The following is a 13,557-nucleotide window of genomic DNA, read 5'->3' as shown; positions in this document are numbered from 1 at the left end:
TGCTAGTCGCGGTGAGGTGAGTCAAGGGCGCTTCGCGGCCCTTCGGGCTCGAACAAGTTCGACCCTTGACACACCTCACCACGACCAGGGAAGGACGCAGCTACGCCCGGAGCCGCTGAGAAGTACGGCCACAATTCAGGGGAATTCCGTGAGGGGTGTCGCCCGGGTGGTTCCGGGCGGTCTGCGCGTTCCGACTGGTGGACCCGCCGGTGAACGCGGCGGCCGATAGCGGGTTGCTCGACCGATGCCGTCCTACAGACCGGCATCGGTCCAAGGACCCGGCAGCCGACCGGGCGGGCCTACCGCCGATAGCGGGTTGTTCGACCGATAGCGCCCAGTAGACCGGTATCGGTCCCACAAACCGGCAGCCGACCGAACCACGCCACGATCTCCAGCACGGCCCACCACCCGGACCTACAGAACCCACCGAAACCACCCGGGAAACCGTTTGCTGGACAGGGTCCTGCGAGTTCTGTAGGTCTGGATGGGGCCACCTCGGAACCGGCGCCACCCGGGCCGACCGAATCAGCGGAGGGCCGAACATCCCGCACGAACCACCCGGGCGAACGGAGTCCCCTGGATGCAGCTCGCACCTTCTCGCCGGGACCACCCGGGCGGACGGGATCCCCTGGATGCAGCTCACACGTCAGCGCGGATCCGCGTAGCTGCGTCCTTCCCTGGCCGAGGTGATGGGTGTCAAGGGTCGAACTTGTTCGATCGCCGAAGGCGACGCCAAAGGCGCCCTTGACACCCAGCACCTCGGCTAGCACCATCACGCAGCGGAGACCGCGCAACCACATTCCCAATGCACCGGCGCAACCAGATCGCTCATGCACCGGCGCAACCACACTGCCAATGCACCAGGCGCAACCACAGCCCCAATGCGGCGCGCGCAACCACGTCGACAGCGGAGCGGCGGGGGGACGGAGTACGGGGAGAGCCTCCGCACCCCGGGGGACACTCGGGGTGCGGAGGCTGGTTTCAGCTGATGTGGAAGCTGTCGCCGTAGACCTTCCAGTCGAGGGGGGTGTCCAGGTTGAGGTTGCCGTTGCGGAGGAAGACTCGCTGGGCGGTGTCGACGCGGCTGGTGTCGCTGTGGGCTTCTTCCTGCTTCATCGCCCAGACCCGGGCGTCGAGGAAGGCGTTCAGCCAGGTGGTCTGGTTGCCGCCCTGGGACGGCGGCTTGGCGTTGGTGAGGGCGCGCTTGCGGATGTTGCGGAAGCTGGTGGAGTCGTTGCCGTCACCGTGCATGACGATGGCGTCGTAGTAGATGAACTGGCCGAGGGTGCCGACGCCGTCGGACTTGCCCTGGGCAACGGACGGGTTGAAGTAGACCCGGTCGCGCTCGTCGTTCTGGGCGGTCTTGAAGGCGCTGTCGTTGGCGGCGGTCTTCCAGTCCGTGGTGTAGTTGGGGTCGAGACCCGCGTGCGAGTCGGTGCCGTCGACCTCGCGGAGGGCGGGCAGGTACTTGGCGAGCACGTTGCCCGGCTTCCGGTCGGCGTACAACTCGACCAGGTCGAGCATGTCGCCGGTGCCGGAGCAGAACCCGATGATGCCGGCGGTGTAGCCGCGGCCGTCGTCGATGTCCTCGATGTACTTGTACTGCGCCTTCCAGTCCAGCGAGGAGTTCTCCGCGCTGGACACGATCTTCATCGCGATCTCTTTCTTCGCCGGGTCGTCAAGCCCGGTAGCGGCAACTGCGTGCGTGCTGTCCTGGTACGGCTCGTGCGGCTGGTACGCCGAGGCGACGGTGGTCGCGGGGACGGCCGCGATCGCCAGTGCGAGCAGGGTCCCGGTCAGTTTCGTGCCGGCTTTCCTGGGGCGGTTGAGCACGATCTCTCCTTCGAGGGGCGTCGAGGGATATCTATTAGGAAGCTTTCCTATCAGATAGAACGCGTGCTTGACCAGGGATCGGACGTACCAGTGGTGGGGTACAGCCGAGAACTCAGGCGAAGACGGTCAGGGCACCGGGGGCGATGCCGATGTCGACCGGGAGGGCGCCGAGGATCTCACCGTCCGCGTAAGCGGTGACACCGGCGGACTCGAGGCGGACCGAACTGCCGCGCAGGGTCAGGAGCGCCGGGTGCCCGACGTGCGTGCCCTTGGAGAGCTTCGGGAACATCTGCAGCAGGGTCAGCCGCGAGACGGGCTTGATGATGGTGACGTCCAGCAGACCGTCGTCGATCTCGGCTCCCGCACAGATCTGCAGGCCTCCCCCGTACATCGGTCCGGTGCCGACCGCGACCAGCATCGCCTCGGTCTCGATCAGCTCGCCGTCGACGGTCACGACGTACTTGAGCGGCTTGAACGTCCGCAGTTCCGCGAGGGTGGCCAGCGTGTAGCGGGAGTTGCCCTTCGGCCACGTCATCGCGTTGGCCCGCTTGTTCACCAGCGAGTCGAACCCTCCGGCGACCACCGTGGTGATGAACTCGTCCTTCGCCGTAGCCAGGTCGACCAGCCGGGTGGCGCCGGCCACGATCAGGTCGGCCGCCCTGACCGGATCCTTCAGAGGTACGCCGAGGCCGCGGGCGAAGTCGTTCCCGGTGCCGGCCGGGATCACTCCGAACGGCATCCCGGAATTCGCCAGCACCTGGGCACCGAGGTGGAGCGTGCCGTCACCGCCGACCAGAGCGACCGCGTCCGCACCGGAAGCGATCACCTCGGCGGAGATCCGGCCGACGTCCTCGGCGCAGGTGGTCGTGTACACGTCGACTGTCAACCCACCCGACTCCAGCCGGGTCCGGACGATCGGAGCGACGCGGGCGCCGAGGCCTCGTCCGCTGGTGGGGTTCACCACCAGCGCGATCCTGCGGCTCATCAGTCGGCCAGCAGTTCTTCGGTCTTGCGGGCCTTGCGTTTGTCGTTGATCCGGGCGATCACTTCGGCGGCGAAGAACAGCAGACACATCGGGATCGCCAGCAGGCACATCGTGAACGGGTCACCGGACGGCGTCGCGACCGCGGCGAACACGAAGATCACCAGGATGATGTACGGCCGGAACTTCGACAGCGCGGAGGCCGGCACCACGCCGACCATGTTCAGCAGCACCACCACGAGCGGGATCAGGAACGCGATCCCGAACACGAGCATCGTGCGGATCACGAAGTCCAGATACAGCGGCAGGGTGATCAGGTTCTGGATACCGATCGGGGTGAAGCCGATCAGGATCTCCAGGCCCTTCGGCAGGGTCCAGTAGGCGACCCACATCCCACCGATGAACAGCGGGGTGGCGATGGAGGAGAACAGCATCGCCCACTTGCGCTCGCTGCGGTGCAGACCGGGAGCGATGAACGCCCACAGCTGGTACAGCCAGACCGGCGCCGACAGCACCAGCCCGAACAACGCCGAGATCTTGATCCGGAATGTCAGCGGGTCACCGACGCCCTGGAACGTGAGCTGCGGCGTGAGTCCGTTCTCCTTCGCCAGCGGCGTGATCGCCGCCTCGAACGGATCCCTCAGGAAGTTCAGCAGGGGCTCGTAGAAGAACCAGCCGATCACCGTACAGACGACGATCGCGAGCACACACTTGAGCAGCCGGTTGCGCAGCTCGGTGATGTGTTCGCGCAGGGTCATCCGACCCTCGTCGTCCTCCGGGCGTCGCTCCTTGCGTCGTCCGATCCTCACCAGTGTCACAGGTGGTACGCGCGACTCAGTTGGCCGTGTGCGTCGGCGGCAAGCCGTCGCCCGGCGCCTGGCCGTTCACCTGGTTCGGCTGCTGCGCAGGCTGCTGGACGGGCTGCTGAACCGGCGGCTGGGCCTGAGCCTGAGCGCCCTCGGTGAGCTCGGCGTCCTTCTTCTTGCCCGGGCCGACCTCTTCCTCCCAGATCTTCTTCGAGCGTCCGAGCTGCTTCACCAGGCTCGGCAGTTTCGCCGAGCCGAACAGCAGCACGACGATCGCGAGGATGACGAGCCACTCTGCGCCCTGAGGCATACCGATGAGCGGGGCCATGAGGATCTCCCTTTCACAAACTGATAGTGGCTCAACGTGAACTGGGCCGAATACTACGCCGGGGAGCGCGGTCGGGACTGCGCTTCCTGGAGCTTGGACGAGGCGGCGGCCAACTCACGCGTCAGCGCCTTGGTCTGGCCCCACAGCTTCCTCGCGAGCAGGGCGAGGACCAGAAGCCACACCGCCACCACGCCGAGGAAGAGCAGGAACCAATACATACCCAGGAGCCTATCCGGTTCCCGGGCATGACCAACTCGTGGCAGTCCTCCTGGGGACCAACGGTGTCGGAACGTGATGGTAAGAACAAGTGTCCTGCGTGATTCGACGACTTCGGGGGGAAAGATGGCACGGATCGAGATCGGGGTCGCCGAGCGGCGGCGCCGGATCGGGCGGCGGCACCGGCTGGCGAGGGCCTGGCAGGCGGCGGATCCGGTCCAGGCGGCGGAGTCATTGGTGGTGCTGCACGCGACCGACCCCGCGACTGTGCATCTCTCGATCGCCGCCCGGGTGCCAGGGAGTGAGGTCGTGGGCACGGAGCGTGCTCTGTACGACGATCGGACGCTGATCCGGATGCTCGGGATGCGCCGCACGGTGTTCGTAGTACCAACTCCCTTCGCGCCGGTGGTCCAGGCGGCTTGCACGGACGACATAGCGATCAAGCAGCGCAAGCTACTGGTCAAGCACCTCGCCGACGCGGGCATCGCGGAGGATCTCGACGCGTGTGGGACCTGGTTGCGCGCGGTGGAGGAGTCGACCGCGACCGCGTTGACGTTGCGCGGATCCGCGACCGCGCAGGAGTTGTCGGCGGACGAGCCACGCCTGCGCAGCCGGCTCTCGATGGCGACGGACAAGTCGTACGCCACTCAGCCGTACGTCACGAGCCGGGTTCTCTTCCAGCTCGCGGCGGAGGGGCGGATCGTCCGGGGGCGTCCGCTGGGCACGTGGCTCAGCGGTCAGCACCAGTGGTCGCCCGCCGAGAAGTGGTTGCCTGACGGGATGGGGAGCAAGCCGGCCACCGAGGAGGCGCGGACGCTGCTGGCGCGGGCGTGGCTGGCGTCGTTCGGACCGGGGACGGAGGCGGATCTGCGCTGGTGGACGGGATGGAATCTCGGCCAGACCAGGAAGGCGCTCGCCGCGGTGGAGGCGGTCGAGGTGGATCTCGACGGGGTGATCGGCTACGTCCTGCCGGGTGACGACGCGCCGGAGCCGGAGGTCGAGCCGTGGGTCGCGTTCCTGCCGGCGCTGGATCCGACGCCGATGGGGTGGAAGGACCGGGAGTGGTATCTCGGCGAGCACAAGGCGAAGCTCTTCGACACCACCGGGAACATCGGGCCCAGTGTCTGGGCGGACGGACGGATCGTCGGCGGGTGGGGGCAGCCGGAGTCCGGCGAGGTCCGCTACCAGTTGCTGGACGACGTCGGCTCGGAGACGGCCGCCGCGATCGACGCCGAGGCAGACCGCTGGACGACCTGGCTAGCCGGCGTCCGCGTCACTCCCCGTTTCCGTGCACCTTTGGAGAAGAGCCTCAGCCAGGGCTGAGGGCCTCTACAGCAGGTCGTCGTAGGCCGTGAGGGCTTCCCGGGCTGTGGCCGCGATCTCGGTGCTGAGATCTGTGGGGTCCAGCACCGTGGCTGAACCGCCGAGGCGGAGGACCAGGCGTTGGAGCCAGGCGGTGTCTGCCACGCGGAGTTTGACGATGAGGGATCCCTTGGTGCCCTCGACCACCGACTCTGTCGGGTAGTACTCGGCTACCCAGCGGGCCGGCGGCGCCAGCTGGACCGTGGCCAGCAGATCGCGCTCCGACGGCTGGAACATGCCGTTCGACAGGTCACGCGGGGTCGCCTCGGGCGGTGGTTCGCTGGGGAGATCCAGGAGCTTGACGCCGGCGATCCGGTCCAGCCGGAACAACCTGACGTCCTCCGCCAGTCGGCACCAGGCTTCGAGGTAGGTGCGGCCCTCCGACACGACCAGGCGCATCGGATCCACGTCCCGCTCGGTGGTCTCGTCGCGCGACGGCACGTCGTACGTGAGATGCAGGCGTCGTTTGCCGGCCAGCGCCCGATTCACCGTCGCGGCGATCTCGGGGTCCGCCGGCTCCACGTGCACATGCGCTGCCGCCCCCTCCTGCGCGGCGGCGGCCTCCCCCGCGGCCGTCTCGAGCTTCGCGATCGCCCGGTCGATGGCGTCGCGATCCTGGCCGGCCGTGACCTCGCGCAGGGTCCGGAGGGCCGTCAGCAACGCCAGCGCCTCGTCGGCGGCCAGCCGCAGCGGGCGAGCCAGGTAGTCCGCGTTGTTCAGGTGGATGACACCGTCGCCCTCCGCCGCGTCGATGTCGATCTCGATCAGGTCGCCCATCTGCGCGCCCGGCAGCCCGCAGAACCACAGCACCTTCAGGTCCGCGATGATCTGCTTCGGCCGGACGCCGAACTCCGCGGCGACGTCGTCGACCCGGGCCCCGTCGTTCTCCCGCAGGTACGGCACGAGCGCGAGCAGCCGCTGGACCTGGTCCCGCGCGTTGCTCATCCGCGACCTCGCTTCGCCACAGCCACGCCTGCCACGGTCCGTAGCCGCCGCAGTACGCCGTCAAGCACGTCCCCGGGCCCTTCGACCACGGCATCCGGCCCGTACGACGCGATCTCCTCCGCCAGTACCTCGGAATCGGCGTACGGCACCTGCAACAGGTCCCAGCCGTCCTCGTACGGTTCGATCGCGTTCGCACGGCGGCGCAGGCTGACACACGAGCCGCTCCGGGCCCGGACCTTCGCCTCGGAGGTCGGCCGCTTCGGCGCGAGCTGCGACACCAGCGAGCGCATGTCGGTCCCCTCGGGAACGGTGAAGGAGCCAGCGGCGCCGACCGTCTTCACGTTCCCGCTGATCCGGGACAACCGGAACATCCGGGTCGCCTCGCGGTCGCGATCCCGCCCCACGACGTACCAGCGGCCGTGCCAGGACACGATCCCCCACGGCTCGAGGGTCCGCTTGGCCGCCTCGGTGGCACCGCTGCGGCGGTGGTCGAACCGCACTGCGGTCCGGCTGACCACCGCGGACCAGAGCGGGTCGAAGGCGGGCTCGGACGCGCCGACATGCGGCTCGATCGCGCTCAGCGCCGACTGATCGGTCTGGATCCCCGCGGCCTTCAGCTTCAGGACGGCCGAGGTGGTCGCCTCGGCCAGGCTGGCGTGCTGCCAGACCCGGGCGGCGACCCCCAGTACGGCGGCCTCGTCCGGCTCCAGGTGCACCTCGGGCAACTCGAAGACGTCACGGCGGATCCGGTAGCCGACATCGTCGGAGAAGAACTTGTCGATGGTGCCCATCTCGATCGGGATGCCGAGGTCGCGCAACTCGTCCTTGTCGCGCTCGAACATCTTCTCGAAGGCGTCGTCGGTCTGCCCGGCGTAGCCCTCGACCACCTCGCGGATCCGCTCCTTGGTCACGTACGTGCGCGCGACCAGCAGGCAGATCACCAGGTTGAGCAACCGCTCACTCTTCCGCGCCGACACCCGTCCACCTTACGGGCTCGACGGCCCCAATCCTGCCTTTCCGCGCCGATAGTTTCGAACATCCCTTCGACCGGGGGACGCCGATAACGGTCGGTAGCGTCCCCGCGGAGATTTCCCGGTCTGTCCGGGCGGGGCGCTAGGGTCGCGATGTGATTCGGTGGCGTGAAGGGTTCGTGTCCGAGCTGGGCCGGAGCTGGGCCGGGGCGCAGGAGCTGGCGGTGATCGTCGGGACCCAGGCGCTGCGAGCGCTGGCCTACCCGGAGGTGGTCGGATCGCCGGCGGTGGGCGACCGGGTGCTGCTCAACGTCGGCGCGCTGGACCGAGGGCTCGGGACCGGCGGCTATGCGCTGGTGGTGGCGATCCCGGATCGGTTACCCAAGGATCCGCCGGAGAATGGGCACCTCGTGAAGGCCCGGTACACCCCGCTGCAGGCGATGGTGCTGGGCGCGGACGAGCAGGGCTCGCCGGACCACGACGTACTGCGGGACGCCGACGACCTCCTCGGTACGCCGGTCGTGGTGGCGGATCTGCATTCCGCGCTACCCGCAGTACTGGCTGGGGTGTTCGAAGCTCGGCCGAATACGCGAGTCGTCTATGTGATGACGGATGGCGGGGCGTTGCCGCTGGCGTTCTCCCGCACGGTGGCCGCGCTGAGGGACGCCGGGTGGCTGGGCGGGACCGTGACCGTCGGACAGGCGTACGGCGGGGACCGGGAGGCTGTGACGGTCCACACCGGCCTGTTGACCGCAGTACACGTGCTGGCGGCTGAGATCGTCGTTGTCACACAAGGACCCGGCAACCTCGGTACGGGGACACGCTGGGGCTTCTCCGGGGTTCAGTCGGGCGAAGCCGTCAATGCCATCGCCACCCTCGGCGGGCGGGCTGTCGCCTCACTGCGGATCTCCGAGGCCGATCCGCGTCCACGGCATCGGGGTATCTCGCACCACAGCCTCACCTCCTACGGCAGGGTGGCGCTGCAGTCGGCGGACGTCGTCGTACCGGATCTGGACGGCGATTTCGGCGACCTCGTACGGGACGCGGCCGAGCCGTTGAAGGCCCGGCACCGGGTTGTCCGGGTCGGCGTGGACGGCCTGTACGACGCGATGCAGGCCGCTCCGGTCAAGGTGTCCACAATGGGCCGGGACCTCGACGGGGACCGCGCGTACTTCGAGGCCGCGGCCGCGGCGGGCCGGCATGCGGCCGGGCTGGTGGATGTACCACCACCAGGATCGGGGTCCCAGTACTCCTGATCATCCGGCCCGCGCGGCCGACAGTTGAGGTATGGCAACCACCGAACGCAACCTCACGATCCATGACGTGGTCGTGCCTGAAACACCGGTACCGGTCCGGGCAGCCACAGCCGCGTGGTTCCTGGCGATCGGCGCGGGCGTCGCGGAGTCCGTCCTCGGTGTGATCGACGCGCTGTCCTCCGACTCGACCCCGGTCGCCGGGGTAGTCGCACAGGTCGCACTACGGACCATCGTGTACGGCGGTCTGTTCGTGGTGATCGACAGATACTTCCGGCGCGGCCGCGGCTGGTCCCGCCCGCTCCTGGCGGTACTGCTCGGCGTCATCGGGATGGCGACACTGATCGCCAGTCCGATCGGCTGGCTCGCCAACGATCGTGATTTCCACGCGCTCGACGTGGATGCCGGGTTCGTCATCTTCGCGGTACTGCGGACGATCCACGTGCTGGCCGTGATCGCGGGCGTCGTACTGATGTATCGCCCCGAAGCGAACCGCTGGTTCCGGGCTGCCGCCGGTTCAGCCTGGAAATGACAGCGGGCGGTGGCCGGGGTGGACCTGCCACCCGCAACCACCGCCCACTGAGGAAACCTTGTTACTGAGCTGCCTTCGGCGACGGGTAGCTGGCCAGGGCGTCGATGATCGCGAACGCGCCGGGCACCGTCTTGCCTGCCTGGTCCTTCGAAGCCGGCAGCTCCACCATCACCCTGCTGCCGAGCGGAATACCCGCCAGCGCGTCCAGGGCACCGGCCTCGCCGTTCGGGCCGGGCCCGACCTGAAGCTCGGCGGGGGCGCCGGCGACAGCAGGAGCTGTCGCAGTGGCGGCCTGGCCGTCCCAGGTGCTGGCCTGCTTCTTGCCTGCGTAGTCGAAGACGGCGTAGCGCGCGACCAGGTTCGTGCTCTTCTTGATCGGCTCACCCTTGCCGGTGGCGATCACGACGGGCTTGCCCGGCTTGGCCGGCGCCTTGGTCCCGGCCGGAACCGTCACCTTGGGCTCGGCGTTCAGCTCACCGGTGATCTTGAACTTGGTGGCGGGCGCGGCGACCGGGTCGGCGTCCAGCTTGGTGTCGTTGGCGGCCGCTCCGACCAGGTCGACGACGAAGATCAGCGTGTCGTCCTTGGTGATGCCGGCGTCGGTGTTGCCGGTCTCCTTGTAGCCCTTGTCCGCCGGGATCGAGAGCATCACCCGGCTGCCGATCTTCTTGCCGACCAGTCCCTCGTCCCAGCCGGCGATGACGCCACCGACCCCGATCGGGAACGACGACGGCGCCTGCCGGTCGTAGGAGTTGTCGAACACCTTGCCGTCGCGCCAGATCTGGCCGAGGTAGTTCGCGGTGAGCAGCTCACCCTTCTTCACCTCGGGGCCGTCGCCCTCCTTCAGCACCTCGGTGACGAGCGCCTTGTCCGGCTCCCCGTCCCGGTGGGTGACGGTCGGCTTCTGGCCGAAGTCCGCTGTCACCTTGATCCCGCCGGCGCCGAAGTCGCTCCCGGCGTTGTTATCCGAGCCGCAGGCGGCCAGGGAAGACCCCAGCGCCAGAACCGCGACCACACTCAACAGCTTGCGCACGAACGAGCACCTCGAAAATCTCACGGCGCGACCCTGTGTCGGCAGGCCCGCCTGGATGTACGGCCAGATGAACGCGCCCACCCTAGCCTGCGCGGCCAAGGGCGACCTCAGTCGCCTCAGTCACCATCCGGTCACATCACGCAGCGTCGCGATCTCACTGCCAGGCACCTCACAGCGACCTCACAGCAGGCAGAAAGCCAACGACCAGTTGGTCACATGCTGGCGATCAGTTTTTCGACTCGCTCGTCGTGGGACTTGAAGGGGTCCTTGCAGAGAACCGTGCGCTGGGCCTGGTCGTTCAGCTTCAGGTGCACCCAGTCGACGGTGAAGTCGCGCCGCCGCTCCTGCGCCCGCTTGATGAACTCGCCCCGCAGCCGGGCCCGCGTGGTCTGCGGCGGCACCGACTTCGCCTCGAACACCCGCAGGTCGTCGACCACCCGCGTCACCGCGCCCCGGCGCTCGAGCAGGTAGTACAGCCCGCGCGGCCGGTGGATGTCGTGGTACGCAAGGTCGAGCTGAGCCACCCGGGGGCTGGCCAGACCGAGGTTGTTCTGCTGGCGGTAGCGCTCGATCAGCCGGTACTTGATCACCCAGTCGATCTCCCGCTCGATCCCCGACAGGTCGCCGGACTCGATCGCTTTCAGGCACCGCTCCCACAGGTTCAGCGCCCGCTCGACAGCCGGAGTACCGAGCTCCCGGCGGTCGACGAAGTCGCGCGCCTTGTTCAGGTACTCGCCCTGGATGTCCAGCGCGCTGGCCTCGCGTCCGTTCGCCAGCCGGACCTCGCGGCGCCCGGTCATGTCGTGGCTGATCTCGCGGATCGCGCGGATCGGGTTGTCCAGGGTCAGGTCGCGCATCACGATGCCGGCCTCGATCATCCGCAGGACGAGATCCGTACTGGCGACCTTCAGCAGCATGGTGGTCTCGGACATGTTGGAGTCGCCGACGATCACGTGCAGCCGGCGGAACCGCTCGGCGTCCGCGTGTGGCTCGTCCCGGGTGTTGATGATCGGGCGGGACCGCGTCGTCGCGCTGGAGACGCCTTCCCAGATGTGCTCGGCGCGCTGGCTGACGGAGTACACGGCGCCGCGCGGCGTCTGCAGCACCTTGCCGGCGCCGCAGATCAGCTGCCGGGTGACCAGGAACGGGATCAGCACGTCGGCCAGCTTGGCGAAGTCGCCGTGCCGGCTGACCAGGTAGTTCTCGTGGCAGCCGTAGCTGTTGCCGGCCGAGTCCGTGTTGTTCTTGAACAGGTAGACGTCGCCGAAGATGCCCTCGTCGTGCAGCCGCTTCTGCGCGTCCACCAGCAGACCCTCGAGGATCCGCTCGCCCGCCTTGTCGTGCGCGATCAGGTCGGTGACCGAGTCGCACTCTCCGGTCGCGTACTCCGGGTGGGAGCCCACGTCGAGGTAGAGCCGGGCCCCGTTGCGGAGGAAGACGTTGCTGCTCCGCCCCCAGGACACGACACGCCTAAACAAGTACCGCGCCACCTCATCGGGGGTCAGTCGGCGCTGACCGCGAAAAGTGCAGGTGACTCCGTACTCGTTCTCCAAGCCGAAGATTCGCCGGTTCACATCCCCCACCCTACGGCGCCCTCCCGACAACCGGACCTTGTCTCAGGCGCGCCGCCCCCGTGCGTTACCCCTTTGATGTCAACCGTCACCCACTGCTGGAGTAGGTCAGAGGTCGACGAGGTCGAGGAGTTGGCCTAGTTCTTTGGGGTCGAGTTCGCGGAGTTCGCCGGTGTGGAGGTTGCCGCGGCGGACCGGGCCGATCGCCGTCCGGGTGAGGCGCTTGACCGGGTGCCCGACGGCGTCGAACATGCGGCGGACGATCCGGTTGCGGCCCTCGTGCAGCGTCATCTGGACCAGGGTGCGGCCCTTGATGCTGGTCATCACCTTGACGGTGTCGGCCTGCGCGGAGCCGTCCTCGAGCTGGACGCCTTCGAGGAGCCGGTGCAGGACGACCGGCTTGACGTTGCCGTCGACCTCGGCGACATACGTCTTGGAGACCTCGTACGACGGGTGGGCGAGGCGGTGCGCGAACTCACCGTGGTTCGTGAGCAGCAGCAGACCCTCGGTGTCGGTGTCGAGCCGTCCGATGTGGAAAAGCCGCTCGGGGCGGTCTTGCACGTAGTCGGCGATGCACGGACGGCCCTGGGGGTCGGACATCGTGGTGACGACGCCGCGAGGCTTGTTCAGGACGAGGTAGACGTGGGCGGTGATCGGGGGGATGCGTTCGCCGTCGACCCTGATCACCGAGACGGCTGGATCGACCCGGGTCCCGAACTCGGTGACGACCTGCCCGTCCACCTCGACCCGGCGCTGCTCGATCAGAATCTCCGCGTTCCGCCTGCTGGCGACCCCGGCCTGCGCCAACGCCTTCTGCAACCGGATACCGCCGGCGTCGTCAAACTCACTCATCACTCACACGGTACTGCGAGCCCCCCTCCGCCGCCGCATCCTCCTCACCCCCAGAACCGCTATCGCCAACCGCTGCAGCCCTGTCGTCGGCCGTCGGGTCCGCGGACCCGCCCGCGCCGGATGCCGGAGTTACGTCGCCGAGGGGCGTCTCGTCGGTCACCGGGACCGACTCGTCGAGCTCTCCGCCTGCGGCCTCGAGATCCTCGGCGGGCGGGAGCTGCTCATCGTCCGACTCGTCGTCCTGGTCGAACTCGTCCGCGTCGGTCTCAGCGGCGTCTTCGCCCAGCTCGATGGCGTCGCCGCTGCCTGCGTCGTCACCAGGTACGTCGCCGGCCAGGTCATCGCCTGCGTCGGGGTCGGGCTCGGACTCGCCTTCGGCGTCGCCACCCTCGACGTCCTCGTCCTCGTCCTCGTCGGACTCGTCATCCTCGTCGGTCTCGGCGGGGTCGTCTGCCTCGGGGATCTCGGCAGGGTCGCTCTCCTCCTGCTCAAGCTCCGTCTCACCGCCGGCTTCGAGTTCCTCAGCCGGCTCCAGCTCACCTTCGGTGCTCTCGGTGTCGAGATCACCGGACTCGCTGTCGTCCGCGGCTTCGTCCACATCCGCTGTTGCGGCGCCGACGTCGGACGTCACGGCCTCGTCGGCGTGCGCTGTTGCGTCGGGGTCCGGGGTTGCCTCGGCTTCGGGGTGGGGGTTGTTGTGGGTGGCAAGTTCTTCTTCCATGTCGTCCATCTCCGGGAGGTAGGGGGCGAGTTCTGGCAGGTCCTCCAGACTCTGCATACCCATTCGCTCCAGGAAGTAAGACGTGGTGCGATACAGCGTCGCCTGCGACTCCGTGTCCGCGCCTGCCTCCTCGACCAGACCTCGGCTGATCA

14 protein-coding genes are annotated in these 13,557 nt (G+C 68.2%); 3 read left to right on the top strand and 11 right to left on the bottom strand.

Annotated features, from left to right (window positions below):
* Nucleotides 1-981: 981 nt before the first annotated feature.
* The 5 genes from VFG33_RS33225 to VFG33_RS33205 form a co-directional block, all read right to left on the bottom strand.
* Nucleotides 982-1,833: a chitosanase gene (locus VFG33_RS33225; RefSeq protein ID WP_325056963.1), complete on the bottom strand. Its 852-nt coding sequence runs from the start codon at nt 1,831-1,833 to the stop codon at nt 982-984.
* Nucleotides 1,834-1,945: 112 nt separating this feature from the next.
* Entirely contained in the window at nt 1,946-2,818 is an 873-nt protein-coding gene (locus tag VFG33_RS33220; protein WP_325056962.1) for a diacylglycerol/lipid kinase family protein, read from the bottom strand.
* Entirely contained in the window at nt 2,818-3,573 is a 756-nt protein-coding gene (gene tatC / locus VFG33_RS33215; RefSeq protein ID WP_325056961.1) for a twin-arginine translocase subunit TatC, read from the bottom strand. The genes VFG33_RS33220 and tatC overlap by 1 nt, the downstream gene beginning before the upstream one ends.
* Before the next feature lie 76 nt (nt 3,574-3,649).
* On the bottom strand, nt 3,650-3,949 hold the full coding sequence (locus VFG33_RS33210; protein WP_325056960.1) for a twin-arginine translocase TatA/TatE family subunit: 300 nt from the start codon (nt 3,947-3,949) through the stop codon (nt 3,650-3,652).
* A 53-nt stretch (nt 3,950-4,002) separates the two neighbouring features.
* Nucleotides 4,003-4,167, bottom strand: a complete 165-nt coding sequence (locus VFG33_RS33205) for a hypothetical protein (RefSeq protein WP_325056959.1) — start codon at nt 4,165-4,167, stop codon at nt 4,003-4,005.
* Nucleotides 4,168-4,291: 124 nt separating this feature from the next.
* Here VFG33_RS33205 and VFG33_RS33200 point away from each other — a divergent pair, with 124 nt between their 5' ends.
* Nucleotides 4,292-5,488, top strand: coding sequence for a winged helix DNA-binding domain-containing protein (locus VFG33_RS33200; RefSeq protein ID WP_325056957.1), 1,197 nt, complete (start codon nt 4,292-4,294; stop codon nt 5,486-5,488).
* A gap of 6 nt (nt 5,489-5,494) precedes the next feature.
* Here VFG33_RS33200 and VFG33_RS33195 read toward each other — a convergent pair whose 3' ends face one another.
* Both VFG33_RS33195 and VFG33_RS33190 read right to left on the bottom strand, forming a co-directional pair.
* A complete protein-coding gene (locus VFG33_RS33195; RefSeq protein ID WP_325056956.1) occupies nt 5,495-6,472 on the bottom strand; it encodes a helix-turn-helix transcriptional regulator in 978 nt (325 codons plus the stop codon).
* Complete coding sequence (locus tag VFG33_RS33190) at nt 6,469-7,449, bottom strand: helix-turn-helix transcriptional regulator (protein ID WP_325056955.1); 981 nt, start codon at nt 7,447-7,449, stop codon at nt 6,469-6,471. The genes VFG33_RS33195 and VFG33_RS33190 overlap by 4 nt, the downstream gene beginning before the upstream one ends.
* Before the next feature lie 149 nt (nt 7,450-7,598).
* Here VFG33_RS33190 and VFG33_RS33185 point away from each other — a divergent pair, with 149 nt between their 5' ends.
* Nucleotides 7,599-8,699 (top strand): DUF3866 family protein, encoded by a 1,101-nt coding sequence (locus VFG33_RS33185; RefSeq protein ID WP_325056954.1) that lies wholly within the window; start codon nt 7,599-7,601, stop codon nt 8,697-8,699.
* Between the two features lie 31 nt (nt 8,700-8,730).
* Complete coding sequence (locus VFG33_RS33180; RefSeq protein WP_325056953.1) at nt 8,731-9,228, top strand: hypothetical protein; 498 nt, start codon at nt 8,731-8,733, stop codon at nt 9,226-9,228.
* 61 nt (nt 9,229-9,289) lie between these two features.
* Here VFG33_RS33180 and VFG33_RS33175 read toward each other — a convergent pair whose 3' ends face one another.
* The 4 genes from VFG33_RS33175 to VFG33_RS33160 all read right to left on the bottom strand — a co-directional run.
* Complete coding sequence (locus VFG33_RS33175) at nt 9,290-10,261, bottom strand: FKBP-type peptidyl-prolyl cis-trans isomerase (protein ID WP_325056952.1); 972 nt, start codon at nt 10,259-10,261, stop codon at nt 9,290-9,292.
* Between the two features lie 212 nt (nt 10,262-10,473).
* Nucleotides 10,474-11,835, bottom strand: a complete 1,362-nt coding sequence (gene pafA, locus VFG33_RS33170) for a Pup--protein ligase (protein ID WP_325056951.1) — start codon at nt 11,833-11,835, stop codon at nt 10,474-10,476.
* A 105-nt stretch (nt 11,836-11,940) separates the two neighbouring features.
* A complete protein-coding gene (locus tag VFG33_RS33165; protein ID WP_325056950.1) occupies nt 11,941-12,684 on the bottom strand; it encodes a pseudouridine synthase in 744 nt (247 codons plus the stop codon).
* Nucleotides 12,677-13,557, bottom strand: an 881-nt coding sequence (locus VFG33_RS33160) for an SMC-Scp complex subunit ScpB (protein ID WP_325056949.1), incomplete at its 5' end; no start/stop codon positions are given. The genes VFG33_RS33165 and VFG33_RS33160, both read right to left, overlap by 8 nt.

Origin of the sequence: Kribbella sp., from assembly GCF_035687465.1 — a bacterium.
In the GTDB taxonomy this organism is placed as follows: domain Bacteria; phylum Actinomycetota; class Actinomycetes; order Propionibacteriales; family Kribbellaceae; genus Kribbella.
This window is presented reverse-complemented; position numbering and strand designations above follow the sequence as displayed.

Bases quoted from the DNA above. Each gene is read 5' to 3' on its own strand.
- VFG33_RS33205 (WP_325056959.1), bottom strand. From the start codon at position 4,167: ATGTATTGGTTCCTGCTCTTCCTCGGCGTGGTGGCGGTGTGGCTTCTG.
- VFG33_RS33220 (WP_325056962.1), bottom strand. From the start codon at position 2,818: ATGAGCCGCAGGATCGCGCTGGTGGTGAACCCCACCAGCGGACGAGGC.
- VFG33_RS33165 (WP_325056950.1), bottom strand. From the start codon at position 12,684: ATGAGTGAGTTTGACGACGCCGGCGGTATCCGGTTGCAGAAGGCGTTG.
- VFG33_RS33210 (WP_325056960.1), bottom strand. From the start codon at position 3,949: ATGGCCCCGCTCATCGGTATGCCTCAGGGCGCAGAGTGGCTCGTCATC.
- VFG33_RS33180 (WP_325056953.1), top strand. From the start codon at position 8,731: ATGGCAACCACCGAACGCAACCTCACGATCCATGACGTGGTCGTGCCT.
- VFG33_RS33195 (WP_325056956.1), bottom strand. From the start codon at position 6,472: ATGAGCAACGCGCGGGACCAGGTCCAGCGGCTGCTCGCGCTCGTGCCG.
- tatC (WP_325056961.1), bottom strand. From the start codon at position 3,573: ATGACCCTGCGCGAACACATCACCGAGCTGCGCAACCGGCTGCTCAAG.
- VFG33_RS33200 (WP_325056957.1), top strand. From the start codon at position 4,292: ATGGCACGGATCGAGATCGGGGTCGCCGAGCGGCGGCGCCGGATCGGG.